At 71.0% G+C, this 21722-nt stretch carries 22 protein-coding genes and 2 tRNA genes; 10 read left to right on the plus strand and 14 right to left on the minus strand.

Annotation, left to right across the window (positions count from 1 at the left end; genetic code table 11):
* Positions 1-127: 127 nt before the first annotated feature.
* Complete coding sequence (locus GVL03_RS05390; protein ID WP_200847072.1) at positions 128-1318, plus strand: APC family permease; 1191 nt, start codon at positions 128-130, stop codon at positions 1316-1318.
* 91 nt (positions 1319-1409) lie between these two features.
* Here the strand turns inward: GVL03_RS05390 and GVL03_RS05395 are convergent.
* The 3 genes from GVL03_RS05395 to GVL03_RS05405 all read right to left on the minus strand — a co-directional run bounded on the left by GVL03_RS05395 (position 1410) and on the right by GVL03_RS05405 (position 2262).
* Positions 1410-1485, minus strand: a tRNA-His gene (locus GVL03_RS05395).
* Positions 1486-1522: 37 nt separating this feature from the next.
* The gene (orn, locus tag GVL03_RS05400) at positions 1523-2143 is read right to left on the minus strand and encodes an oligoribonuclease (RefSeq protein ID WP_159499972.1); all 621 of its coding nucleotides are present in this window, start codon (positions 2141-2143) and stop codon (positions 1523-1525) included.
* Between the two features lie 46 nt (positions 2144-2189).
* Positions 2190-2262, minus strand: a tRNA-Arg gene (locus GVL03_RS05405).
* A gap of 86 nt (positions 2263-2348) precedes the next feature.
* On the opposite strand from GVL03_RS05405, the gene GVL03_RS05410 reads away from it, so the two are divergent.
* The gene (locus tag GVL03_RS05410; protein ID WP_159499973.1) at positions 2349-2552 is read left to right on the plus strand and encodes a methyltransferase; all 204 of its coding nucleotides are present in this window, start codon (positions 2349-2351) and stop codon (positions 2550-2552) included.
* On the opposite strand, the gene GVL03_RS05415 is transcribed toward GVL03_RS05410, so the two are convergent.
* Entirely contained in the window at positions 2512-3147 is a 636-nt protein-coding gene (locus GVL03_RS05415; RefSeq protein ID WP_159499974.1) for a YitT family protein, read from the minus strand. The two genes, GVL03_RS05410 and GVL03_RS05415, sit on opposite strands and share 41 nt — an antisense overlap.
* Before the next feature lie 61 nt (positions 3148-3208).
* Here GVL03_RS05415 and GVL03_RS05420 point away from each other — a divergent pair, with 61 nt between their 5' ends.
* Positions 3209-4639: a PLP-dependent aminotransferase family protein gene (locus tag GVL03_RS05420; protein ID WP_159499975.1), complete on the plus strand. Its 1431-nt coding sequence runs from the start codon at positions 3209-3211 to the stop codon at positions 4637-4639.
* Between the two features lie 77 nt (positions 4640-4716).
* Here GVL03_RS05420 and GVL03_RS05425 read toward each other — a convergent pair whose 3' ends face one another.
* Positions 4717-4965: a hypothetical protein gene (locus GVL03_RS05425; protein ID WP_159499976.1), complete on the minus strand. Its 249-nt coding sequence runs from the start codon at positions 4963-4965 to the stop codon at positions 4717-4719.
* A 234-nt stretch (positions 4966-5199) separates the two neighbouring features.
* On the opposite strand from GVL03_RS05425, the gene GVL03_RS05430 reads away from it, so the two are divergent.
* The 5 genes from GVL03_RS05430 to GVL03_RS05450 all read left to right on the plus strand — a co-directional run bounded on the left by GVL03_RS05430 (position 5200) and on the right by GVL03_RS05450 (position 8855).
* Positions 5200-5685 carry a single-stranded DNA-binding protein gene (locus tag GVL03_RS05430; RefSeq protein ID WP_159499977.1) on the plus strand — a complete coding sequence of 162 codons (486 nt, stop codon included), beginning with the start codon at positions 5200-5202 and terminating at the stop codon, positions 5683-5685.
* 16 nt (positions 5686-5701) lie between these two features.
* On the plus strand, positions 5702-6187 hold the full coding sequence (locus GVL03_RS22000; RefSeq protein ID WP_200847074.1) for a hypothetical protein: 486 nt from the start codon (positions 5702-5704) through the stop codon (positions 6185-6187).
* 53 nt (positions 6188-6240) lie between these two features.
* Complete coding sequence (gene ettA, locus GVL03_RS05440; RefSeq protein ID WP_159499978.1) at positions 6241-7920, plus strand: energy-dependent translational throttle protein EttA; 1680 nt, start codon at positions 6241-6243, stop codon at positions 7918-7920.
* Positions 7913-8413, plus strand: coding sequence for a thioesterase family protein (locus GVL03_RS05445; RefSeq protein WP_159499979.1), 501 nt, complete (start codon positions 7913-7915; stop codon positions 8411-8413). The genes ettA and GVL03_RS05445 overlap by 8 nt, the downstream gene beginning before the upstream one ends.
* A gap of 61 nt (positions 8414-8474) precedes the next feature.
* Positions 8475-8855, plus strand: coding sequence for a PGPGW domain-containing protein (locus GVL03_RS05450; RefSeq protein WP_159499980.1), 381 nt, complete (start codon positions 8475-8477; stop codon positions 8853-8855).
* A gap of 27 nt (positions 8856-8882) precedes the next feature.
* Here GVL03_RS05450 and GVL03_RS05455 read toward each other — a convergent pair whose 3' ends face one another.
* Entirely contained in the window at positions 8883-9752 is an 870-nt protein-coding gene (locus GVL03_RS05455) for an acyl-CoA thioesterase II (protein ID WP_159500047.1), read from the minus strand.
* Between the two features lie 83 nt (positions 9753-9835).
* Here GVL03_RS05455 and GVL03_RS05460 point away from each other — a divergent pair, with 83 nt between their 5' ends.
* Complete coding sequence (locus GVL03_RS05460) at positions 9836-10504, plus strand: hypothetical protein (RefSeq protein WP_159499981.1); 669 nt, start codon at positions 9836-9838, stop codon at positions 10502-10504.
* 11 nt (positions 10505-10515) lie between these two features.
* On the opposite strand, the gene GVL03_RS05465 is transcribed toward GVL03_RS05460, so the two are convergent.
* From GVL03_RS05465 to pepN, 8 genes are all read right to left on the minus strand, one after another.
* Positions 10516-12180, minus strand: coding sequence for an FAD-binding dehydrogenase (locus GVL03_RS05465; RefSeq protein WP_159499982.1), 1665 nt, complete (start codon positions 12178-12180; stop codon positions 10516-10518).
* 2 nt (positions 12181-12182) lie between these two features.
* A complete protein-coding gene (locus GVL03_RS05470; protein ID WP_159499983.1) occupies positions 12183-12659 on the minus strand; it encodes a globin in 477 nt (158 codons plus the stop codon).
* Complete coding sequence (locus tag GVL03_RS05475) at positions 12656-13828, minus strand: mechanosensitive ion channel family protein (protein ID WP_235038031.1); 1173 nt, start codon at positions 13826-13828, stop codon at positions 12656-12658. The genes GVL03_RS05470 and GVL03_RS05475 overlap by 4 nt, the downstream gene beginning before the upstream one ends.
* A 52-nt stretch (positions 13829-13880) precedes the next feature.
* Positions 13881-14549, minus strand: a complete 669-nt coding sequence (locus GVL03_RS05480; protein ID WP_159499984.1) for a response regulator transcription factor — start codon at positions 14547-14549, stop codon at positions 13881-13883.
* Positions 14546-15850, minus strand: a complete 1305-nt coding sequence (locus GVL03_RS05485; protein WP_159499985.1) for a sensor histidine kinase — start codon at positions 15848-15850, stop codon at positions 14546-14548. Before GVL03_RS05485 ends, GVL03_RS05480 begins: the two co-directional genes overlap by 4 nt.
* A gap of 10 nt (positions 15851-15860) precedes the next feature.
* A complete protein-coding gene (locus tag GVL03_RS05490; protein ID WP_159499986.1) occupies positions 15861-16703 on the minus strand; it encodes an ABC transporter permease in 843 nt (280 codons plus the stop codon).
* Positions 16700-17611, minus strand: coding sequence for an ABC transporter ATP-binding protein (locus GVL03_RS05495; protein WP_159499987.1), 912 nt, complete (start codon positions 17609-17611; stop codon positions 16700-16702). Before GVL03_RS05495 ends, GVL03_RS05490 begins: the two co-directional genes overlap by 4 nt.
* Before the next feature lie 166 nt (positions 17612-17777).
* The gene (gene pepN / locus GVL03_RS05500; RefSeq protein WP_159499988.1) at positions 17778-20318 is read right to left on the minus strand and encodes an aminopeptidase N; all 2541 of its coding nucleotides are present in this window, start codon (positions 20316-20318) and stop codon (positions 17778-17780) included.
* 217 nt (positions 20319-20535) lie between these two features.
* Here pepN and GVL03_RS05505 point away from each other — a divergent pair, with 217 nt between their 5' ends.
* The gene (locus GVL03_RS05505; RefSeq protein WP_159499989.1) at positions 20536-21720 is read left to right on the plus strand and encodes a ferrochelatase; all 1185 of its coding nucleotides are present in this window, start codon (positions 20536-20538) and stop codon (positions 21718-21720) included.
* Positions 21721-21722 lie beyond the last annotated feature (2 nt).

A 21722-nucleotide genomic window follows, 5' to 3' on the forward strand; every position in this document is an offset into this window, starting at 1 on the left:
CAACGAGGTCCGCCCGCACGAGGCGATCGCTTGGAACCGGCCGATGGAGGTGCACCTCGGCCTGGCCGACCCCACCATCCCCAACTTCGAAAGAGAAGAAATCCTGCCAACTACTTGACGCGGGACAATGGGCCCCAGGGCGGCGCTGGTCGGCTCGTGGGGGATCGTGGGCGGGTATGTCACCGTGGCGATGTTCCAGTCGGTCGCGGTCCCGCGCGCTGCGGGCTATCTGTTCCCGGGGCTGAACCAGTTCTCCGTGTGGTCGGTGGCGGGGTCGGAGGTGTATCTGCCGTGGATCGTCATCGGTGTCGTGACGTCGATCCTGCTCACCGTGATGAACATCCGCGGCATCCGCTACGCGAGCCTGTTCCAGACCTCCGTGATGACGTTCCTCGTGGTCGTCGCGGTCGTGCTGGCGGCATCCGCCGTCTTCGGAGGACAGCCCGCCAACCTCGAACCCCTCGTGACGGGGGGCAGCGGCGGCGTGATCGCCGTGCTGCTGGTCGTGCCCTTCCTGTTCCTCGGCTTCGACGTCATCCCGCAGTCGGCGGAGGAGGCGAAGGTTCCGCCGCGGCAGATCGGGAAGCTGATCGTGATCTCGGTCATCATGGCGACCCTCTTCTACATCGTGATCGTGCTGGCGACCGCCTACGCCGCGCCACGTGACGAGGTGGTCGTCTTCGACCTCGACACGGCGGACGCGCTGGCCTACATGCTGGGCCACCCCTTCTGGGGCCAGCTCGTCGTCGCCGGCGGCCTGGCCGGAATCGTCACGACCTGGAACGCCTTCCTCATCGGCGCGTCGCGGCTGCTCTGGGCACTGGCGAACTCGGGCATGATCCCTGCCTGGTTCGGCCGCATGCACCCCAAGAACGGCACTCCCGTCAACGCCCTGCTGTTCGTCGGCGGCATCACCACCCTCTCGCCGTTCTTCGGCGTCGCGATGCTGGGGTGGGCGGTGGACTCGGGCGGGCCGAGCATCATCTTCACCTACCTGATGGTCGCGCTGGCGTTCCTCGTGCTGCGTCGCAAAGAGCCGGGCATGGATCGGCCGATGCGCATCGGACGACCCGGCGGTGCCCTCGGCCCGATCGTGGGAGCAGCGGCGGTGCTGTCGACAGCGGCGATGCTCTCGCTGTATCTGCCGGGGATGCCGGCCTTCCTCGACGTGGAGCCGTGGCTGATCTTCCTGGTCTGGTGGGCGATCGGCATCTGGTTCGCCGTGCGCATCCCCGGCGGCGTCAAAGCCGGCCCGGACGCCGAGCACGACCTGCTCGCGAAGCTGGCGGAACGGCGTCGGCGCAGGACGAAGGCGTGAGCGAACCGGGATCGGCTGTCCGCAGACGAGGGCGGGCAACGCCCTGCGCCCGGTTACGGCTCCACGGTCGAGAGCTCACCTCTCGCACAATTGGGGTGAGTAACGGGACTTGAACCCGCGGCCCCCTGGACCACAACCAGGTGCTCTACCAACTGAGCTATACCCACCATGTCTCCCGCTCGTGCGGGCAACCCAACGATTCTCTCACACCCGCGGGGCGAATGCCGACACGACGGAGGCGGCGACCGCGCGCGCGTCGTCGCTCGACGGGCCCGGGGGAGCGACGAAGACGGCCTCGCGATAGTAGGCGAGCTCGCGGATGGATTCGCGGATGTCGGCCAGGGCGCGGTGGCCGCCGTCCTTCGCCGGCGCGTTGAAATAGACCCGCGGGTACCAGCGCCGCGAGAGCTCCTTCACGCTCGAGACGTCGACGTTGCGGTAGTGCAGCCACCGGTCGAGGCGCGGCATGTAGCGGGCGAGGAACGCGCGGTCGGTGCCGATCGTGTTGCCGGCGAGCGGCGCCTTGCCCTCGACGGGCGCGAACCGCTGGACGTACTCGAGTGCCTGGAACTCGGCCTCGGCGACGCTCACCCCGTTCGGGATCTCCTCGAGCAGGCCGGAGGTGCGGTGCATCTCGGTCACGAACTCGCCCATGTTCTCGAGCGCGGATGCGTCCGGCCGGATCACCAGCTGGAAGCCCTCGTCGAGCACATTGAGCTCGAAGTCCGTCACGACGATCGCGATCTCGACCAGCTGGTCGACGTCGAGGTCGAGCCCGGTCATCTCGCAGTCGATCCAGACCAGCCTGTCGCCTTCGGTTCCCATACGGTGATCCTCCTCCTGGCCTCCGACGTGCGCCAGAAGCGGTGTGTCCCCCCGGGGTGACTCGAACACCCGACCAAGAGATTAGAAGGCTCCTGCTCTATCCGCTGAGCTACGGGGGGTAGCGGGCTCTAGGTTATCGTGGCCGCTCTGGTGGCGACCCCCTCCCACGGCGTACCGTCGGATCCACCGAGAGAGGAGTTCGATGATGAGCACGACCGAGGGACTGTGGGTGGCCTACGGGCAGAGCGGGGTGGTGGGCACCATCCGCAAGGACGCGGGGGAGTACATCGTCACGATCGCCGACGCCGAGGCATCGCTCGGCCACTACCCGACGATGGACATCGCGAAGGGGGCGCTGCACTCCCACCTCAGGCCGGGGGCCGACTGGCCGCAGTTCCGCCAGCACTGACCTCCGACGACGGCGAGGCGTCGCCGCGGATCGCCAGGAGCGGCAGCATCGCGTGCACCAGCGGCCCGATGAGCAGCGCGAACGCGACGGTGCCGATGCCCACCGTCCCGCCCAGCGCCCAGCCGATGACGAGCACCGTGAGCTCGACCGTTCCGCGCGCCAGCCAGATGGGCCAGCCGAACCGGGCGCGGAGGCCGGTCATCAGCCCGTCCCGGGGTCCGGGACCGAACCGGGCGCCGAGGTAGAGGCCGCTGGCCACCGAGACGGTCAGGATTCCGGCGGCGAGCACGGCGATCCGCGGCAGGAGTCCCTGCACCGGCGGCACGATCGCCAGCACCGCCTGCATGCTTGTGCCGACCAGCAGGATGTTCGCGATCGTGCCGATGCCCGGGCGCTGGCGCAGCGGGATCCAGAGCAGCATGATCGCGAGTCCTAGGATGTTGGTGATCCAGCCGACGCCGATGCCGGTGTGCCGTGAGATCCCCTGGGCGAGGACCGTCCACGGGTCGACTCCGAGTCCCGCCTCGACCGTGAGCGCGCAGCCCGCGCCGTAGAGGGCGAGTCCCGCGAGCAGGTGGACGATGCGGCGGATCATGGAGCCATCTCACCTCAGAATTGGACTGGAACCAAGAGTCCAATTCTCCTATAGTGGCTGCGTGGACTCCCGGATCTCAGCCCGCGCGCTGGCGGCTCTGCTCGGCGGCTGGCGTACCAGCGAGCCGGCGTACGAGGCGCTGGCGGACGGCATCCGGCTTCTGATCCTCGACAACCGGATCGCTCCGCGCACGGCGCTGCCGGCGGAGCGGGAGCTCGCGGGCGTGCTCGCCGTCAGCCGCACCACGATCGCCGCCGCCTACCGCAGCCTGCGCGAGTCCGGGCACATCCGGAGCATCCGCGGCTCGGGCAGTGTGACGCAGCCGCAGGCGTGGGCCGCGGGCGCACGCACGGCCGTCTCCGATCCGGGAGCGATCGATCTTCAGCAGGCGAGCCCGGCCGCATGGCCCGGCCTGTCGAGCGTCCTCGCCGAGGCGGCGGGGTCGGCGACCACGATCCTCGCCAGCCCGGGGTACGACGTCGTGGGTCATGAGGCTCTGCGCGCCGGCATCGCCGAGCGGTACACGCGAGTGGGGATCCCGACCGATCCTGGCGAGATCATGATCACGAACGGAGCCCAGAGCGCGCTGCACCTGCTGGCGACCACGCTCGTCAGCCGCGGCGACCGCGTGCTCATCGAGAGCCCGACGTACCCACACGCGGCGGACTGCTTCCGCGCGGCCGGCGCCCGCTTGGTGAGCCTGCCCGTGACGACGGCGGAGGGCTGGGACCTCGATCGCGCCGAGCAGGCGTTCGGACGTGCGGTGCCGACCCTCGCCTATCTGATGCCGGACTTCCAGAACCCGACCGGGCGCTCGATGAGCGACATCGAGCGCGACGTCATCGAACGTGCCGCCGAACGGGCGGGGACGCTCGTGATCGTCGACGAGACCACCGCGGATCTCGACATCGACCGGCTCGTGGCGCCCCGCGCGTTCGGCGCGGGTTCCGGGGCCGCGTCGGTCGTCCGGGTCGGATCCTTCGGCAAGACCGTGTGGGGAGGGCTGCGGATCGGCTGGATCCGGGCGAGTCCCGACCTCGTCCGCCGTGTGATGGCCGCTCGATTCGCGGTCGAGCTGGGCACGCCGGAGTGGGAGCAACTGGTTGCGCGGCTGCTGCTGCCGCGTCTCCCGGAGATCGTCGCCCAGCGCGCCCACCTGCTGCGTGCCGGGCGGGATGCGGCCGTGATGGCGTTGCGGGAGTCCCTCCCGGAGTGGGGGGTTCCGCACGCCGATGGGGGAGTGTCGCTCTGGGTCGACCTCGATGCTCCGCTCAGCGGTGCGCTGGTGATGGGCCTGCGGTCCGCGGGGGTGCTGCTCTCGGCCGGCCCGCGGTTCTCCGTCGACGGCGGATACGAGCGGAACCTGCGTATCCCGTTCACCGCGCCGCCCGAGCGGCTGGAGCGTGCGATCGACGCGATCGGCACGACCTGGCGACGCGTGCGCGCCGGGGCCGCGCCCGTGATGATCGACCGGATGGACGCCGTCGTCTGAGCCGCCCGGTCACTGGCCGGGGTCTCAGACGACCGGCGAAGGATGCGAAATCTCCCCAATCCGGGGAGAGCTTCGGGTCAACCGTTCCGCAGAGCCGACACGGCGTCGTCGAACCGCCAGAACTCGCCGATCGCCTGGAACGCCCGTGCGTTCCATCGATAGCGGAGAGAGCGGAAGCGCGTGCCTTGAGGGGTCGGAAGCTCTTCCACGAGGCCGGCCACCGTGCCGGTCGAGGTCAGGATGCGCCATCGCCCCCACCCCAGCGGGACGATCGTGGCCGAATCGCGCACGGACGTGCGCGTCGCGGTGATGCGGGATGCGTTCATGCGGACTCCTCGAAGGACGATGAGCCGAGCGTAGGCGCGGCCTCCGACATCGACCGCGCGCGAGCCGGCGGGCCTCCTCCCCAGGCGCGACGGTGTCCGTGCTGTCCACAGAACGCCCGCCGCGGCCGATCCTCGGCCCGCCCGCCCGCGACAGTGGATCTCAGCTGCGGCGCCCGACGGGCACTCGGGCGCCGCAGCACCCGGGGACGGTCCCCGGGGGGAGAGGACACGGACATGAACGAGAGCATCACCGTCGTCGGCAACGTCGCGAGCGTCCCCGAGCGGCGGGAGCTGCCGAACGGGGGAGCCGTCACGAGCTTCCGGCTCGCATCCACGGAGCGCCGGTTCGATCGAAACACGTCGACCTGGACCGACGGCCGGACCAACTACTTCACGGTGAACGCGTTCCGCGGACTCGGCGAGAACGCGCACCGGTCCCTGCACAAGGGCGAGCGCGTCGTGGTCGCCGGTCGGTTCCGCTTGCGCGAGTGGGAGACCGACGCGAAGAAGGGCGTGACCGCCGAGATCGAGGCGGATGCGGTCGGCCACGACCTGCTGTGGGGGACCAGTGTGTTCCGCAAGGGCATGCCGTCGCCCGCCGCGCCGCAGATCGGCGACACGCATCCGATCGCGGACGCGCCGCCCGCCGACGGACCCGATGCGTGGGCGGCACCGGGCGCGCCGCGCGAACTGGTCCCCAGCGGGGACACCCCGTTCTGATGCTTAGACTGGCCGGGTGACCTCGACCCGCTCCGGCCGATCCGCCGCATCCCTTCTCTGCGTGCTGCTCGGCGTCATCGCCCTGGCAGGGTGTACGGTCCCCGAGCCGTCCCCGTCGACGACGGCCTCCGCGACGGCGACCGCCACGGAGGAGCCGTTCGCCGACGCGCCGGAGCTCGTGCCGGACGGCACGGCCGACGACAACCTGCCGTTCTTCGCGGAGATCGTCGCGCAGGTGTGGAACGGGCCCGACCAGGCGTCGGGGCGGGCCTACATCGACGCGCTCACCGCCGCAGGCTTCGACAAGGCGGCGATGGAGGTCACGGCGGATGAGTCGACGGTGGGGAACGCGGCCGAGAGCATCCAGTTCTCGGTGCGATGGGGCGACGAGTGCCTCGTCGGCCAGGTGGGACCGGCGACGGGCGCACCGGTGTCGGTGGTGCTGCCGGGGCTTCCCGACGGCGGGTGCATGCTCGGGCAGACCCGTCCGATCGACTGGTGAGGGCGACGCCCGCGCCCGGCACGACCGGCCGTGACGGCTAGACTGGACCCGATATGGCTGAGTACATCTACCAGATGGTCCGTGCCCGCAAGGCGGTCGGCGAGAAGCTCATTCTCGACGACGTCACGATGGCTTTCCTCCCCGGCGCGAAGATCGGCATGGTCGGCCCGAACGGCGCCGGCAAGTCGACGATCCTGAAGATCATGGCGGGTCTCGACCAGCCCTCGAACGGCGAGGCGAACCTGGCGTCCGGGTTCACCGTCGGGATCCTCATGCAGGAGCCCGAGCTCGACGAGTCGAAGACGGTCCTCGAGAACATCCAGGACGGCATCGCCATCAAGGCGAAGGTCGACCGCTTCAACGAGATCTCCGGCCTGATGTCCGACCCGGACGCCGATTTCGACGCCCTGCTCGCCGAGATGGGGTCGCTCCAGGAGGAGATCGACGCCGCCGACGCGTGGGACCTCGACTCCCAGCTGGAGCAGGCGATGGACGCCCTGCGCACGCCGCCGGGCGACGCTGCGGTGTCGAACCTGTCCGGTGGCGAGAAGCGCCGCGTGGCGCTGACGAAGCTCCTGCTCCAGAAGCCCGACCTGCTGCTGCTCGACGAGCCCACCAACCATCTCGACGCCGAGAGCGTACTGTGGCTCGAGCAGCATCTGCAGTCGTACCCCGGCGCGGTGATCGCGATCACGCACGACCGGTACTTCCTCGACAACGTGGCCGAGTGGATCGCCGAGGTCGACCGCGGCCGCCTCATCGGCTACGAGGGCAACTACTCGACCTACCTCGAGAAGAAGGCCGAGCGGCTCGCCGTGCAGGGCAAGAAGGATGCGAAGCTCGCCAAGCGCCTGGCCGAGGAGCTCGACTGGGTGCGCTCGAACGCGAAAGGCCGTCAGGCGAAGTCGAAGGCCCGCCTCGCGCGCTACGAGGAGATGGCGACCGAGGCCGAGCGCACGCGCAAGCTCGACTTCGAGGAGATCCAGATCCCGGCGGGTCCGCGCCTGGGCAGCGTCGTGATCGAGGCGAGGAAACTGCAGAAGGGCTTCGACGGTCGCTCACTCATCGACGGTCTCAGCTTCAGCCTCCCGCCGAACGGCATCGTCGGGGTGATCGGTCCGAACGGCGTCGGCAAGACCACGCTCTTCAAGACGATCGTGGGTCTGGAGCCGCTCGACGGCGGGGACCTGAAGATCGGCGAGACGGTCAAGATCAGCTACGTCGACCAGAGCCGCGCGAACATCGACCCGAACAAGTCGCTGTGGGAGGTCGTGTCCGACGGCCTCGACATCATCACGGTCGGCAAGACCGAGATCCCCTCGCGCGCCTACGTGTCGAAGTTCGGCTTCAAGGGGCCGGACCAGCAGAAGAAGGCGGGCGTGCTCTCGGGCGGAGAGCGCAACCGCCTGAACCTCGCGCTGACGCTCAAGGAGGGCGGCAACCTGCTGCTCCTCGACGAGCCGACGAACGACCTGGACGTCGAGACCCTGCAGTCGCTCGAGAACGCGCTCCTGGAGTTCCCCGGCTGCGCCGTGGTCATCACGCACGACCGGTGGTTCCTCGACCGCATCGCGACGCACATCCTCGCTTACGAGGGCACCGACGAGAACCCGGACCGCTGGTACTGGTTCGAGGGCAACTTCGAGGCGTACGAGCAGAACAAGATCGAGCGCCTCGGTCCGGACGCGGCGAAGCCGCATCGATCGACGCACCGCAAGCTGACGCGTGACTGACGAGGGCGAGGCCGTCGGCTCCCGGCGGCTGCACGTCCCCATCCACCTGCGCTGGGGCGATCTCGACGCGTTCAACCACGTCAACAACACCTCGATGCTCAAGCTCCTCGAAGAGGTGCGCGTGCGTGCATTCTGGGAGCCCGAGACGGGCGAGTCCTCGTACCCGACGGCGGTCGTGCCCTCGAGCGTCGGGTCCGGCGTGCTCACGCTCATCGCCCGACAGGAGATCGAATACCTGCGACCCGTGCCCTACCAGCGTGCGCCGCTCGACGTGCAGCTGTGGTTCGGTAATCTCGGCGGCTCGAGCATGGAGGTCTGCTACGAGGTCTTCAGCCCCGTGGGGGCCGAGCCGCAGACGCTGTACGCACGGTCGTCGGTCGTCGTCGTGCTCGTGGACGCCGAGTCGGGCCGTCCGGTCCGGCTGACCGAGCGGATGCGGACCGCCTGGGCGCCGTTCCGGGGCGAGCCGATCGTCTACGCGCGGCGTCGCTGACGGCGGGGCCTGGAGCACGCGGGCACAGACTGCTTCCAGACTCGCGATATATCGTGTCTCCATGGACGTGAACGAGCAGCCGACAGTCATCCGAATCGACGAGGAGCCACGCCCGGGTCTCGCCCGGGACCTCCGTGAGACCCTGAGGCGTCACCCGCGGGCGGACCGCATCTACCGCACGTCGGTCGGTGCTGCGGGAGGAGCGGCGACCGCGCTGGGCGTCGTGCTCATCCCGCTGCCCGGCCCGGGGGCGGTCATCGCCCTCGGCGGCCTCGCGCTGCTGGGCACCGAGTTCGAGGGCGCGCGCACGGTGAACGCGAAGGCCGTCGACCTCGTCAAGCGCGGCACCGAGCAGGTCAAGCGGAGCGTCGAGAAGAGGAAGAATGCTCGTGCCGAACGGCATGCCGCCGGTCACCCCGCAGCGGGTGCCGCCGCGGGGTGACGCCATCCGGGCGTATGTCCCGCGGGCTCACTCCGACCCGCCGGGCACCCTCACCATGACCTCCTGCGCGACGCTCGCGACGAGAGCGCCGTCCCGCGTGTAGATCCGTCCGGTCGCGAGTCCCCGCCCGCCCCGCGCCGTCGGCGACTCCTGCACGTACAGCAGCCACTCGTCGACGCGCGCCGCCCGATGCCACCACATCGCGTGGTCGAGGCTCGCGACGCTCAGGCCCGGCGTCGTCCAGGTGAGTCCGTGGGCGCGCAGGATCGACTCCTGGATCGTCATGTCCGAGAGGTACGCGAGCGCCGCGCGGTGCAGGAGCCGATCGTCGGGGAGGCCTCGCCGCGTCCGCAGCCAGACCGTCTGCCGCGGATCCGGGGCGACCGGCTCGTCGCGATAGAGCGACCCGGGAACGTGCTTCACCTCGACCGGCAGGTCACCGAAGCTGCGCATCGTCATGGGGTGCAGCCCGCCCGTCTCCAGGTCGGGGACGTCCTCCGGACCGGGCACGTCGGGAGCGGGCTCGCTGTGATCGAGTCCGGCGTCCTCCGTCTGGAATGAGGCGATCATCGAGAAGATCGGCACGCCCTCCTGATAGGCCTGGGTGCGGCGGGCGCTGAACGAGCGGCCGTCGCGCAGCCGATCGACCGAGAACGTGATGCCGCGCGCGGAGTCGCCCGGGCGCAGGAAGTACCCGTGCATCGAGTGGATGGGGCGTTCGTCCTCGACCGTTCGCGACGCCGCGACGACCGCCTGCGCGAGCACCTGACCGCCGTAGACCCGCCCGAACGGCATCGGCTGGCTGAGGCCGGTGAAGATGTCCTCCGTCGTGCGCGCCTCGGTCGAAGCCAACGACAGCACGGAGATCAGCGAGGAGACGGGATCCGTCTCCGTCACCGGGGGCTGTCCGGAGGGATCGGATCCGGGTGCGTTCACGCTGTCTCCTCGATGCTCGGCTCGCTCTTGGTAGTTTAGGTCGGATGTCCCCACGCCTCGTCTTCCCGGATGCGGACGCCGCCGCCGATGTGCTGACCTTCGCCGGACGGCTCAGCGCCGTCGATCCCGACGCGAGCATCCGACTCGTCGCGGACCGGGGAAGGCTCGTCATGACGACCGGCGTGCTCGCGCCCCGGGGCCTGATGGACGCGATGCCGACCGTGCTCGCCATGCGTGTGCTGCCGGTCGACGCTGAGCTCGAGTGCGACCTCGTAGTCACCGCATCCGGACTGACCGCGACGGCGGCGGACGCGGAGGTGGCTCTTCCGGACACCGCGGTCCGCGCGGCGTGGGCGGGGGTGTCACCGCCGCGCAGCGGCTGGGACCCGGCCGGGAGATTGGCGTCCGCGGTGCTCGCGTCGCGCGCGCAGTGGGGCATGGCGGCGGTCGCGCACGAGCTTCCGGCCGACCCCGGAGAGGACCTCGTGCGCGCGGTGCGCGCGCGGATCTGGGGCGAGGACGACGAGGAGCTCGCGGGGCTCGTCCGTGGAACGGCGTTCGCCGCGGTGTCCATGGGGTTCGTGCACGGCGAGGAGGACGCTCAGGTGTTCCGGGCCCCGGGCTGGGCACGGGTGACCCTCCGTCGCGGACACGTGCTCGTGCGCGGCCCGGTGCGCAGCGGGCTCACCGAGGTTCGCGCGACCGGGCGCTGAACCCGTCCGGCTCAGACCGCGCGGGCCGCGGCGCGTCCGGCGGCGCGTCCGGAGAACAGGCAGCCGCCGAGGAAGGCGCCCTCGAGCGCGCGGTATCCGTGCACGCCGCCGCCGCCGAACCCGCTCGCCTCGCCCGCGGCGAACAGGCCGGGTATCGGCGAGCCGTCCGAGCCCAGCGCCCGCGCGTCGAGGTCCGTCTCGATGCCACCGAGGGACTTGCGGGTGAGGACGTGCAGCTTCACCGCGATGAGGGGACCCGCGGCCGGGTCCAGGATGCGGTGGGGCGCGGCGGTGCGCACGAGCCGGTCGCCGCGGTACGAGCGCGCGGAGCGCAGCATCGCGATCTGCGCGTCCTTGGTGAAGTCGTTCGCCATCTCGCGGTCGCGGGACTCGATCTCGTAGCGGACGCGGGCGGGGTCGAGCACGTCTCCTCCGGGGAGCTCCCGCATCCCGTCGATGAGCGCTTCGAGCGAGTGCCGCACGACGAAGTCCGCGCCGTGATCGAGGAAGTCCTGCACGGGGCCGGGGGCGCCCCTGCCCAGCCGTGACCGCACGAGCAGACGGACGTCCCTGCCGGTCAGATCGGGGTTCTGCTCGCTGCCCGAGAGGGTGAACTCCTTCTCGACGATCCGGTGCGACAGCACGAACCACGAGTGGTCGTGCCCCGTCGACCGCAGATGCGCGAGGGTGCCCAGCGTGTCGAACCCGGGGAACAGCGGCGAGGGGAGTCTGGCACCGGTGGCATCGAGCCAGACCGACGAGGGGCCGGGGAGGATGCGGATGCCGTGCTGCGGCCACACCGGGTTCCAGTTCTGGATGCCCTCGACGTAGTGCCACATGCGGTCGCCGTTGATCAGGTTCGCCCCGCCGCGCGCCGCGGTCTCCAGCATCCGGCCGTCGACGTAGGCGGGCACGCCCGTCACCATGGTGGCGGGCGGAGCGCCGAGGGACTCGGGCCAGCGGGCGCGCACGAGGTCGTGGTCGCCGCCGATCCCGCCGGAGGCGACGATCGTCGCTCCCGCGCGGACGGCGAACGTGCCGACGGGGTCGCGCGAGGTCGCGACGCCGCGCGGCTCGGCCGCATCGGCGAGGACCTCGCCCTCCGCGCCGACGACGGCGCCGTCCTCGATCGTCAGCGCGGTGACGCGGTGGCGCGGGAGGACGGTGATGCGGCCGAGCCCTTCCGCATCCTCGACGGAGCCCTGGAAGGGGGCGACGATGCCCGGCCCGGTTCCCCACGTGATGTGGAACCGGGGAACGGAGTTGCCGGGCCCGGTCGCGATGTATCCGCCGCGCTCCGCCCAGCCGACGACGGGGAAGAACCCGACGCCCTTCTGCCGCAGCCAGGAGCGCTTCTCGCCGTGGGCGAAGTCGAGGTAGGCCTCCGCCCACCGGCGGGGCCATGCGTCTTCGGCGCGGTCGAAGCCGGCCGTGGCGAACCAGTCCTGCCGGGCGAGCTCGATCGAGTCGTGCACGCCCATCCGGCGCTGTTCCGGGGAGTCGATGAGGAACAGTCCGCCGAACGACCACCACGCCTGCCCGCCGAGGTTCGCGCGGCCCTCCTGATCGACGACGACCACACGTCGCCCGGCCGCGGCGGCCTCGCTCGCCGCGACGAGCCCTGCCAGCCCCCACCCGATCACCAGGACGTCGGTCGATACGGGGGAGGCGGTCACGGCTACTCCTTCGTGGGCTCGTCGTTCCGAGCCGTCACCGACAGCCCGTGGCCGTCCCGACCGGCTGCCGTCGGACCGATCCCGGTCGACTCGAACGTGTTCACCATGGCATACGCCGCGCGCTGCAGGTAGTCCCAGAGCGTCGCCTCCAGCAGCGGGGGCAGCTCGACGGCGTCCACCGCGCGGCGCATGTGCGCGAGCCAGCGGTCGCGGGCGTCGGGGTTCACCGGGAACGACGCGTGGCGCATCCGCAGGCGCGGGTGTCCACGGCGCTCGCTGTAGGTCGTGGGCCCGCCCCAGTACTGCTCGAGGAAGAGCAGCATCCGCTCCCGGGCGGGGCCGAGATCCTCCTCGGGGTACATCGGACGCAGCACCGGGTCGTCGGCGATCCCCTCGTAGAACACGCCGACGAGGCGCTCGAAGAACGGTCTCCCGCCGACCTGCTCGTAGAAGCTGATCGGGGATGCGGGATCGCTCACGTCTCCTCCTCGTCCTCGGCCGACGCCGTGTTCTTCGACGACGTCGCGGGCTTCGACGTGCGGCGCGGCTTCTTCGTCGGGGCGGCCGGCTCCGGGGCGGCCGCACGGTCCTCCGCGTCGGCGTCCTCGGAGTCGGAGGTCGCACCCGCCGGTCGCCCGGTGCGCTTCGGCTTCCACACCGGCCGCTCCGGCGTGGCTACCGGGGTGGGCCTGGTGATCGGGGGATTCGCGCCGCGGACGCGCTGCGCGCCCTCGAGGCCGGTGAGCACGATCGAGTTCAGCTGCGGCAGGCGCACCTCCATCGCGTCCATCGCCCGCTTCAGCCGCATCCGCAGCTCGCGAGCGACGTCGTCCTTGGCGTTCGAGCGCGTCTTCATCACGAGCCGGATGACGAGGGCGTCGCCGGTGACGGACTCGAGGCCCCAGATCTCGGGCTGCTCGATCACGCGCGTGCGCCATTTGGGGTCCTTCGCGAGCCCGCGGGCGGCGTCGAGCATCGCCTTCTCGACGGCGTCGATGTCGGCGTCCGTGGGCACGGCGAGGTCGATGATGACTCGGGACCAGCCCTGCGACATGTTGCCGATCCGCGTGATCTCGCCGTTGCGCACGTACCAGAGGGTGCCGTTCACGTCGCGTACGTGGGTGACGCGGACGCTGACGTACTCGACGACTCCGGTGGCCAGGCCCAGGTCGACGACGTCGCCGATGCCGACCTGATCCTCCGCGACGATGAAGATGCCGTTGAGCACGTCCTTGACGATGTTCTGCGCGCCGAAGCCGAGACCTGCGCCGATCGCGGCGGTGAGCAGGGCGAACGAGCCGATCACGCCCGGCGCGAGCACGTTGACGACGAGGACGATCGCGATGATGACGATCGTGACCGCGGCGATGTTCTGCAGGATGGAGCCGAGCGTGCGGGTGCGCTGCACCAGACGCACAGCGGCCAGCGGGGATCGGTCGAGGGCCTGGGTGTCGTCGACGCGGGCCTTGGACTTGGCGCCCGAGACGATCTTCTCGACGACGCGGTGGATGACCTTCTTCAGGATCCATGCCACGAGGAACGCGCCCGCGATGATCAGCAGGACGCTCAAGAGGTTCCCCCCGACGCCGAGGAAGAAGCGTCCTACTGCGGCCCAGGTGTCGGCATCCGTCAGATCGAAGTCGTCCATCATCCCGATGCTATCGAGCACACCTTCGGCGCTCCTGTGCGCGGCCGGTGGATCACGCCGGATCCTCCGGCGGCACCAGCCCCAGACGGTGTGCGAGGACCACCGCGTGCACGCGATCGCGGGCCTCGAGCTTGGCCAGGACGCGTCCCACGTGCGTCTTCACGGTGGACTCGCTGAGGAACAGCTCCGCCGCGATCTCACCGTTGGTGCGGCCGCGCCCGATCGCGAGGAAGACATCGCGTTCGCGATCGGTGAGGGATGCGGTGGGGTCGTGCTGCGGGACGGGCTCGGGCGTGCGCCCGACGAGCTCGATGAGGCGGCGGGTGACGCGCGGCGACAGCGACGCGTCGCCGCGGTGCACGGCGCGGATCGCGGCGACGAGCTCGTACCGCTGCGCGTCCTTCAGGAGGAACCCGCTCGCGCCCGCGCGGATCGCGGCGAACGCGTACTCGTCCAGGTCGAAGGTGGTGAGCACCAGGACGCGCGCGTCGGGATGGGCGCGCACGATCTGCTCGGTGGCGGCGATGCCGTCGGTGCGCGGCATCCGCACATCCATCAGGACGACGTCGGGTCGATGTCTCTCGACCGCACGGACGGCCTCTTCGCCGTCGCCGGCCTCGCCGACCACGGCGAAGTCCTTCTCCTCCTCGAGCACCATCCGGAACCCGAGCCGGATGAGCGCCTGGTCGTCCACGAGCAGGATGCGGATGCCGGTCGTCATGCCTTCTTCTCCTCGCTTGGGGCGGCCGCGGCCGGGATCTCGGCGTGCACGCGCCATCCGCCGCCCTCGCGCGGACCCGCTGCGAACGTGCCGCCGGCGACGGACACGCGCTCGTGCAGTCCGCGCAGCCCGAAGCCGGTGCCCTCGGCCGGACCGGCGACCCCGTCGTCGTCCACCGTCACGTCGGCGCCCTCGTCGGAGTGGGCGATCGCGACGCGGATGCTGCGCGCTCCCCGGGCATGACGCATCGCGTTGGTGAGCCCCTCCTGCACGACGCGTCCGAGCGCGAAGCGGCCGACGGGAGACAGACCGGCCGCATCCCCGCTCGTCGTGAGGGTCACCGGGTAGCCCGCCCGCTGGGCGGTGGCGACCAGATGATGCGGGTCGGGCGGGGCGTCCGGCAGGCGCGGGGCGCCTTCGTCCTCGTCGGCGTCGCGCAGCACGCCGAGCATGGCGCGCATCTCGGTGAGCGCGCCTCGTGCCGTCTCGGCGGCGCCGCGGGATGCGGCGCGGGCGCGTTCGGGATCGCGGGTGGCCGCGGCGCCCTCGGCCAGGGCGACGATGACCGTGAGCGAATGCGAGACGATGTCATGCATCTCCCGCGCGATGCGGGTGCGCTCGGCGGAGGCCGCGAGACGCGCCTGCTGGTCCCGCTCGACGAGCAGCTGCCGGGAGCGGCCGATCAGCGCGTCGATGTAGCGCTTGCGGTTGCCGACGTTGACGCCGACCGATGTGCCGATGAGCAGGAGCACGCCGCCGCTGAGCGCCGTGTTCAGCGCGACGGAGTCGGTGGTGACGCCGTTGAGCATGAGCATCACCGCGAGCGCGCCGACGGAGCCCGCGCCGATGCTCGCCGCGGTCCAGCCGGCGCGGCTGGAACGGTAGACGGCGACGCTGTACGCGGCGGCGACCAGGACCGGGGCACCGGCGGGCAGAGGGGCGAGCAGGAAGGACGCCTGCGCGACGATCGCGAGGACGAAGGGCAGAAGCGGCCAGCGGCGCCGGAGGAGCAGCGCGGCACAGGCGAGGCTGACCGTCGCCGAGACGATGGCCGCCCCCAGGGCGGAGTCGATCGCGGCGGAGGGCGTGACGATCGTGACGACCCCGGCCGGGTCGTCGGAGTCGAGATCGCCCGCCTGGAAGCTCGCGGCGGGCGTCAGGGAGAACAGGAGCGAGCCGAGGGCGAGCAGCACGTCGGCGAACACCGGGTGCCGTGTCCAGAACCGCCGGATGACGCCCGGCGGACGCGGCAGCCGGAGCTCGACCTCGCGAGGGTCGGCGCTCCGGCTGCGTGCAGGCACGGCGTCGACTCTACGCGTCGCGGGTCCGCAGGACCGCCCACGATCCGGCAAGTCCCACCGCGACCCAGGCGACGAGCGCCGTGCCCGCGCTCGCGTCGTCGAGGCCGAGCTCCATGCCCGGCGACATGAGCGCCTGCCCGGCGTTCATCGGAAGGTACCGGGCGACGTCGGCCACCCACTCCCAGCCCGGTGCGGCGGCGAACAGACTCGGCAGGATGGGCAGGATGAACAGGATGCCGACGGTGAGGGCGATCGCCCCCGGGCCGCTGCGGAGCAGGAAGCCGCACGAGAGTCCGATGAGTGCGTACGCCGACATCGACAACGCGCCGTAGAGGAGGGGCAGCAGCGACTGGGTCGGGTCCTGCCAGTCGATCGCCGCCCCGGCGTCGGCGGCGATCGGGGCCACGATCGCCACCGAGATCGCGAAGATCAGCACGCTGGCGAGGAACAGGAGGGCGCCCACGACGACGGCCTTCGCGGCCAGGACCGCTCCGCGCCGTGGCTCCGCCGTGAGCGTCGAGCGGATCATGCCGGTCGAGTACTCCCCGGTGACCGCGATCGCCCCGAGTGCACCGGCGAGCAGCATCGTGAACTGGGTCGGGCCGAGGACGGCGACGATGCCCGCCACCTGGAAGGCGTCTTCGCCCGCCGCCGCCGAGGCCCCGATCGACGCCGACAGGGTGCTCGCGATGAGCAGTGCGAGCAGCACCGACAGGACGGCGACGACGCCGATGGACCACCAGGTCGAGCGCAGCGTGAGCAGCTTGATGGTCTCGCTGCGCAGAAGCCCCACGGCGCTGAGACGGGCCGGTGCGACGTGCGTGGCGCGGGTCGAGACGGGCGCGGCTGTCATGCGATCTCCTTGCTCTTGTACTCGATGGATTCACCGGTGAGGGCGAGATAGGCGTCCTCCAGGGACCCGCTCGTGGTGTGCAGCTCGTGAAGCGGGATGCCGTGCGCCGCGGCGAGGTCGCCGATCTCGGCCGCTGTGCGCCCCGTCACCTGCAGCTCGTCGGCGACGGTCGCGGCGAGCTCGACGCCGGGTGCGGACAGCGCCGTCGCGAGCTCGGCGAGCCGCGGCGAGCGGATGCGGACGGTGGACGTCGTCCACGCCCGCACGAGATCGTCGAGCGGGGCGTCGGCGAGCACGCGCCCGCGCCCGAGGACGACGATGTGGTCGGCGGTCATCGCCATCTCGCTCATCAGGTGGCTCGACAGCAGCACCGTGCGTCCCTCGGCGGCGGCGCGGCGCACCAGGTTACGCACCCAGAGGACGCCCTCGGGGTCGAGCCCGTTCACGGGCTCGTCGAGGATGAGGGTGTGCGGGTCGCCGAGGAGCGCGGTGGCGATGCCGAGGCGCTGTCCCATGCCGAGCGAGAACTTCCCGGCACGTTTTCCGGCCACGGCGCCGATGCCCGTCGCCTCGACGACCTCGTCCACGCGAGAGCGCGGGATGCCGTGGGTGGCGGCGATCGCCCGCAGGTGCGCGCGGGCGCTTCGTCCGGTGTGCACCGCCTTGGCGTCGAGCAGCACGCCCACCTCGGTGAGCGGCGAGCGCAATGTGCGGTACTCCCGGCCTGCGACGGTGACGGTGCCGCGGGTGGGCCGGTCCAGTCCCACGATCATCCGCATCGTCGTCGACTTCCCGGCGCCGTTCGGGCCCAGGAAGCCGGTGACCCTGCCGGGGCGGACGGTGAAGCTGACGTCGGAGACGGCGTGCTTCGCCCCGAAGTCCTTGCTGAGGTTCTCTGCGACGATCATGCGTCCGACGTTACGAACGGAGGACGTCGACGCGCGTCCCCCCGCGGTACCGGATGGGGACCGGCGGAATGGTCTCCCGGGACGACGGAGACCGTGGACGCCTCGCCCCGACGACGGACGCCTCGCCCCGAGCGGGAGGCGAGGCATCCGTCGTGTGTCGCGCGGGCTACTGCGCGTCGCGCTCCTGCACGGTGAGGGCGCGCTCTACGCCGGCGAGGTTCTCGGCGATCAGGCGCCGCAGCGCGGCCGGGGCGTCCGCGTTCTCGACCAGCCACGCGCGCGTCGCGTCGCGCAGGGCGACGTTCGCGAGCGGCGCGGGGTACAGCCCCACGATCAGGTAGCTGGCGATCTGGTAGCTGCGGCTCTCCCAGATCGGCAGCAGCATGTCGAAGTACGCCGGGACGAAGGGCGTGAGCAGCTCCACCGTCGCGGGGTGGGTGAAGCCCGCCGCGGCCGCGCGCACGACCGTGTTCGGCAGGTCGGTCTTGTCGACGAGACCGCTCCACGCGGCCTGCTTGGCGTCGGCATCGGGAAGCGCCGCCTTCGCCTGTGCCGCGAACTCGCCGCCCTTTGCGGTGTTGTCGGCCGCGAGCGCCGCGTCGATGTCGGCCGCGGTCACGGCGCCGCCGGCCGCGAGCGACACGAGCAGCGCCCAGGAGAGGTCGGCGTCGATCTCGAGGCCGTCGAGCACGATCTCGCCGTCGCGGAGGGCTCGCACGGTCTCGACCTGGTCGGGCGTCGCCGCTGCGCTCGCGAAGGCGGTCGTGAACTGCAGCTGGCTGTCGCTGCCCGTCTCCGCCTGCTGCGCGAGCGCCCAAAGGCCGTCGGCGACCGTGACACGGCTCTGCGCGCGCTTGTCCGGTGCGACGTACGAGTTCGCCGTGAGCTGCAGCTGTGCGAGGGTCGTGCGCACCGTGGTCGACTCGGTCTCGGTGCCGATGTTGCCGAGCACGAGGTCGATGTAGTCGGATGCGGACGACTCCGCGTCGCGGGTCTGATCCCATGCGGCGCCCCACACGAGCGAGCGCGCGAGCGGGTCGGAGATCTTCGCGAGGTGCGCGATGGCGGTGGCGAGCGATCGGTCGTCGAGGCGGATCTTCGCGTAGGCCAGGTCCTCGTCGTTGAGGAGGATGAGGTCGGGACGGTGGTGACCGGCCAGCTCGGCGACGTCGGTGCGGTCGCCATCCACGTCGAGCTCGATGCGGTGCACCCGCACCAGCCGGTCGCCCTGCAGGTCATAGAAGCCGACGCCGAGGCGGTGAGGGCGGATGGTGGGGTAGTCCGCGGGCGCCGTCTGGATGATCGAGAACTTCGAGATCGTGCCGTCGACGGACTCGTCGACCGCCGGGGTGAGGGTGTTGACGCCCGCCGTCTCCAGCCACTTCCTCGACCAGGCGGAGAGCTCGCGCCCGCTCGTCGCCTCGAGCTCGACGAGCAGATCGGCGAGCTCGGTGTTGCCCCAGGCGTGCTTGCGGAAGTACGCGGAGACACCGGCGAAGAACTCCTCGATGCCGACCCACGCGGCCAACTGCTTCAGCACCGAGCCGCCCTTGGCGTACGTGATGCCGTCGAAGTTCACCTGGACGTCCTCGAGGTCGGTGATCTCCGCGACGACGGGGTGGGTGGAGGGCAGCTGGTCCTGACGGTAGGCCCAGGTCTTCTCCATCGCGTTGAAGGTCGTCCACGCCTCGGTCCATTCGGTGGCCTCGGCGGTCGCGATGGTCGACGCCCACTCTGCGAACGACTCGTTGAGCCAGAGGTCGTTCCACCATTTCATGGTGACGAGGTCGCCGAACCACATGTGAGCGAGCTCGTGCAGGATGGTGACGACACGGCGCTCCTTGACGGCATCCGTCACCTTGCTGCGGAACACGTACGTCTCGGTGAAGGTCACCGCGCCCGCGTTCTCCATCGCGCCGGCGTTGAACTCCGGCACGAACAGCTGGTCGTACTTGGTGAACGGGTACGGCACGCCGAACCTGTCCTCGTAGTACTCGAAGCCCTGGCGGGTCTTCTCGAACACGTAGTCGGCGTCGAGGAACTGCCACAGGCTCCTGCGTGCGTAGACGCCGAGGGGGATGACGCGTCCGGAGGCGCTGGTGAGCTCCGAGAACGTGGACTCGTACGGGCCGGCGATGAGCGCGGTGATGTACGAGGAGATCCGGGGCGTGGGCTCGAACGTCCACGTGGCGGACTCTCCGCTGACCTCGGGCTCGGGGGTCGGAGAGTTGGACACGACCTTCCAGGCGGCCGGCGCCGTGACGGTGAACTGGAACGTCGCCTTCAGATCGGGCTGCTCGAACACCGCGAAGACGCGGCGCGAGTCCGGCACCTCGAACTGCGAGTACAGGTAGACCTCGCCGTCGACCGGGTCGACGAAGCGGTGCAGACCCTCACCGGTGTTCGTGTAGAGGGCGTCGGCGTCGACGACCAGCACGTTGTCGGCCTCGAGCCCGTCGAGCGCGATGCGGGAGTCCGCGAGGGCGGCGACGTCGATGTCACGGCCGTTCAGCGTGATCGTGCGCACGTCGCGCGCGATCAGGTCGATGAAGGTCGCGGCGCCGGGGGTGGCGGTGAACCGCACCGTGGTGGTCGAGCGGAAGACCTCCGGACCGGTGGTGAGGTCGAGCACGACCTCGTAGGACTGCGTGTCGACGACCGCGCGGCGCTCTTGCGCCTCGATGCGGGTGAGGTTCTCTCCAGGCACTGCGTTGCTCCCGTGGGGTATGGGGTGAAGGACGCCGGGGCGCCGCTGCTGGCGGCGCTGACGACCCGTCCAGCCTACGGTCGGCGGGACCCTTCCGGTATCGCCGGGCGTCATCCGGCGTCCGATACCACGGCACCCGCTCCGGCGGCCATCGGCCCCGGAGGCGGAGCCCGAGTGGAAGGATGAAGGGGTGAGTCCTGTGGAGTCGAGTGAGTCCGTGTCGGCCATCGCCCCGGACGGGGTGCCGTTCGCGTCCGAGCAGGCGGTGACGGGCCCGCCGCACGTCGAGGTGCCGACGCCCTACGACGGGATCCTGCTCGCGGGCTTCGGCGGCCCGGAGGGGCAGGAGGACGTGATCCCGTTCCTGCGCAACGTCACCCGTGGCCGGGGCATCCCCGACGAGCGGCTCGAGGAGGTCGCGCACCATTACCGGGCCTTCGGCGGAGTGAGCCCCATCAACGCGCAGAACACGGCGCTCAAGGCGGCGCTCGAGGCCGAGCTCGCCCGACGCGGTCTCCAGCTCCCGGTCTACTGGGGAAACCGCAACTGGTCGCCGTATCTCGAGGAGGCCGTCCGCGAGGCCGCCGCCGACGGCGCCTTCACCCTGCTCGCGATCGCCACGAGCGCATACAGCTCCTTCTCGAGCTGCCGGCAGTACCGCGAGGACTTCGCCCGGGTGCTCACCGACACGGGCCTGGTCGGCACGGTCACGATCGACAAGGTGCGTCAGTTCTTCGACCACCCTGGGTTCGTGGCGCCGTTCATCGAGGGCGTCCGCGACGCCGTCGCGACGCTGTTGGCGGACGGCGTCGACCCGGCGCGCGTGCACGTGCTGTTCTCCACCCACAGCATCCCGATCGCGGACGCCCAGCGCTCCGGCCCGCGCGACGTCGACTTCGGGCCGGGCGGCGCCTATGCGGCGCAGCACGAGGCGGTGGCGGACCTCGTCATGCGCGAGATCGCGATCGACATCCCCGCTGCGGCCGAGATCGCGTGGGAGCTCGTCTACCAGTCCCGCTCGGGCCCGCCGTCGCAGCCGTGGCTCGAGCCCGACGTGTGCGACGTCATCGGCGAGCTGCCGGGTCGCGGCGCGGAGGCCGTCGTCATCGTGCCGCTCGGGTTCGTCAGCGACCACATGGAGGTGCTCTGGGACCTCGACACCGAGGCGATGGAGGCGGCCGCCGAGGCGGGGATCCGTGCCATCCGCACGCAGACGCCGGGGGTCGACCCGGCGTACGTCGCCGGGCTCGTGGACCTCGTCGAGGAGCGCTTCCGGGGCATCCCCGCGAAGGACCGCCCGCACGGGACCTCCCTCGGCCCGTGGTTCGACGTCTGCCGTCCGGGGTGCTGTGAGAACGTGCGTGCCGGATTCAAGCCGGCGGCGGCGGGGATCGCGCCCTGACC

Source organism: Microbacterium sp. 18062, from assembly GCF_902706225.1.
Classification (GTDB): Bacteria; Actinomycetota; Actinomycetes; order Actinomycetales; family Microbacteriaceae; genus Microbacterium.

Bases quoted from the DNA above. Each gene is read 5' to 3' on its own strand.
- GVL03_RS05390 (WP_200847072.1), top strand. From the start codon at position 128: ATGGGCCCCAGGGCGGCGCTGGTCGGCTCGTGGGGGATCGTGGGCGGG.
- orn (WP_159499972.1), bottom strand. From the start codon at position 2,143: ATGGGAACCGAAGGCGACAGGCTGGTCTGGATCGACTGCGAGATGACC.
- GVL03_RS05410 (WP_159499973.1), top strand. From the start codon at position 2,349: ATGAGCACGACCGAGGGACTGTGGGTGGCCTACGGGCAGAGCGGGGTG.
- GVL03_RS05415 (WP_159499974.1), bottom strand. From the start codon at position 3,147: ATGATCCGCCGCATCGTCCACCTGCTCGCGGGACTCGCCCTCTACGGC.
- GVL03_RS05425 (WP_159499976.1), bottom strand. From the start codon at position 4,965: ATGAACGCATCCCGCATCACCGCGACGCGCACGTCCGTGCGCGATTCG.
- GVL03_RS05430 (WP_159499977.1), top strand. From the start codon at position 5,200: ATGAACGAGAGCATCACCGTCGTCGGCAACGTCGCGAGCGTCCCCGAG.
- ettA (WP_159499978.1), top strand. From the start codon at position 6,241: ATGGCTGAGTACATCTACCAGATGGTCCGTGCCCGCAAGGCGGTCGGC.
- GVL03_RS05450 (WP_159499980.1), top strand. From the start codon at position 8,475: ATGGACGTGAACGAGCAGCCGACAGTCATCCGAATCGACGAGGAGCCA.
- GVL03_RS05460 (WP_159499981.1), top strand. From the start codon at position 9,836: ATGTCCCCACGCCTCGTCTTCCCGGATGCGGACGCCGCCGCCGATGTG.
- GVL03_RS05475 (WP_235038031.1), bottom strand. From the start codon at position 13,828: ATGGACGACTTCGATCTGACGGATGCCGACACCTGGGCCGCAGTAGGA.
- GVL03_RS05480 (WP_159499984.1), bottom strand. From the start codon at position 14,549: ATGACGACCGGCATCCGCATCCTGCTCGTGGACGACCAGGCGCTCATC.
- GVL03_RS05490 (WP_159499986.1), bottom strand. From the start codon at position 16,703: ATGACAGCCGCGCCCGTCTCGACCCGCGCCACGCACGTCGCACCGGCC.
- GVL03_RS05495 (WP_159499987.1), bottom strand. From the start codon at position 17,611: ATGATCGTCGCAGAGAACCTCAGCAAGGACTTCGGGGCGAAGCACGCC.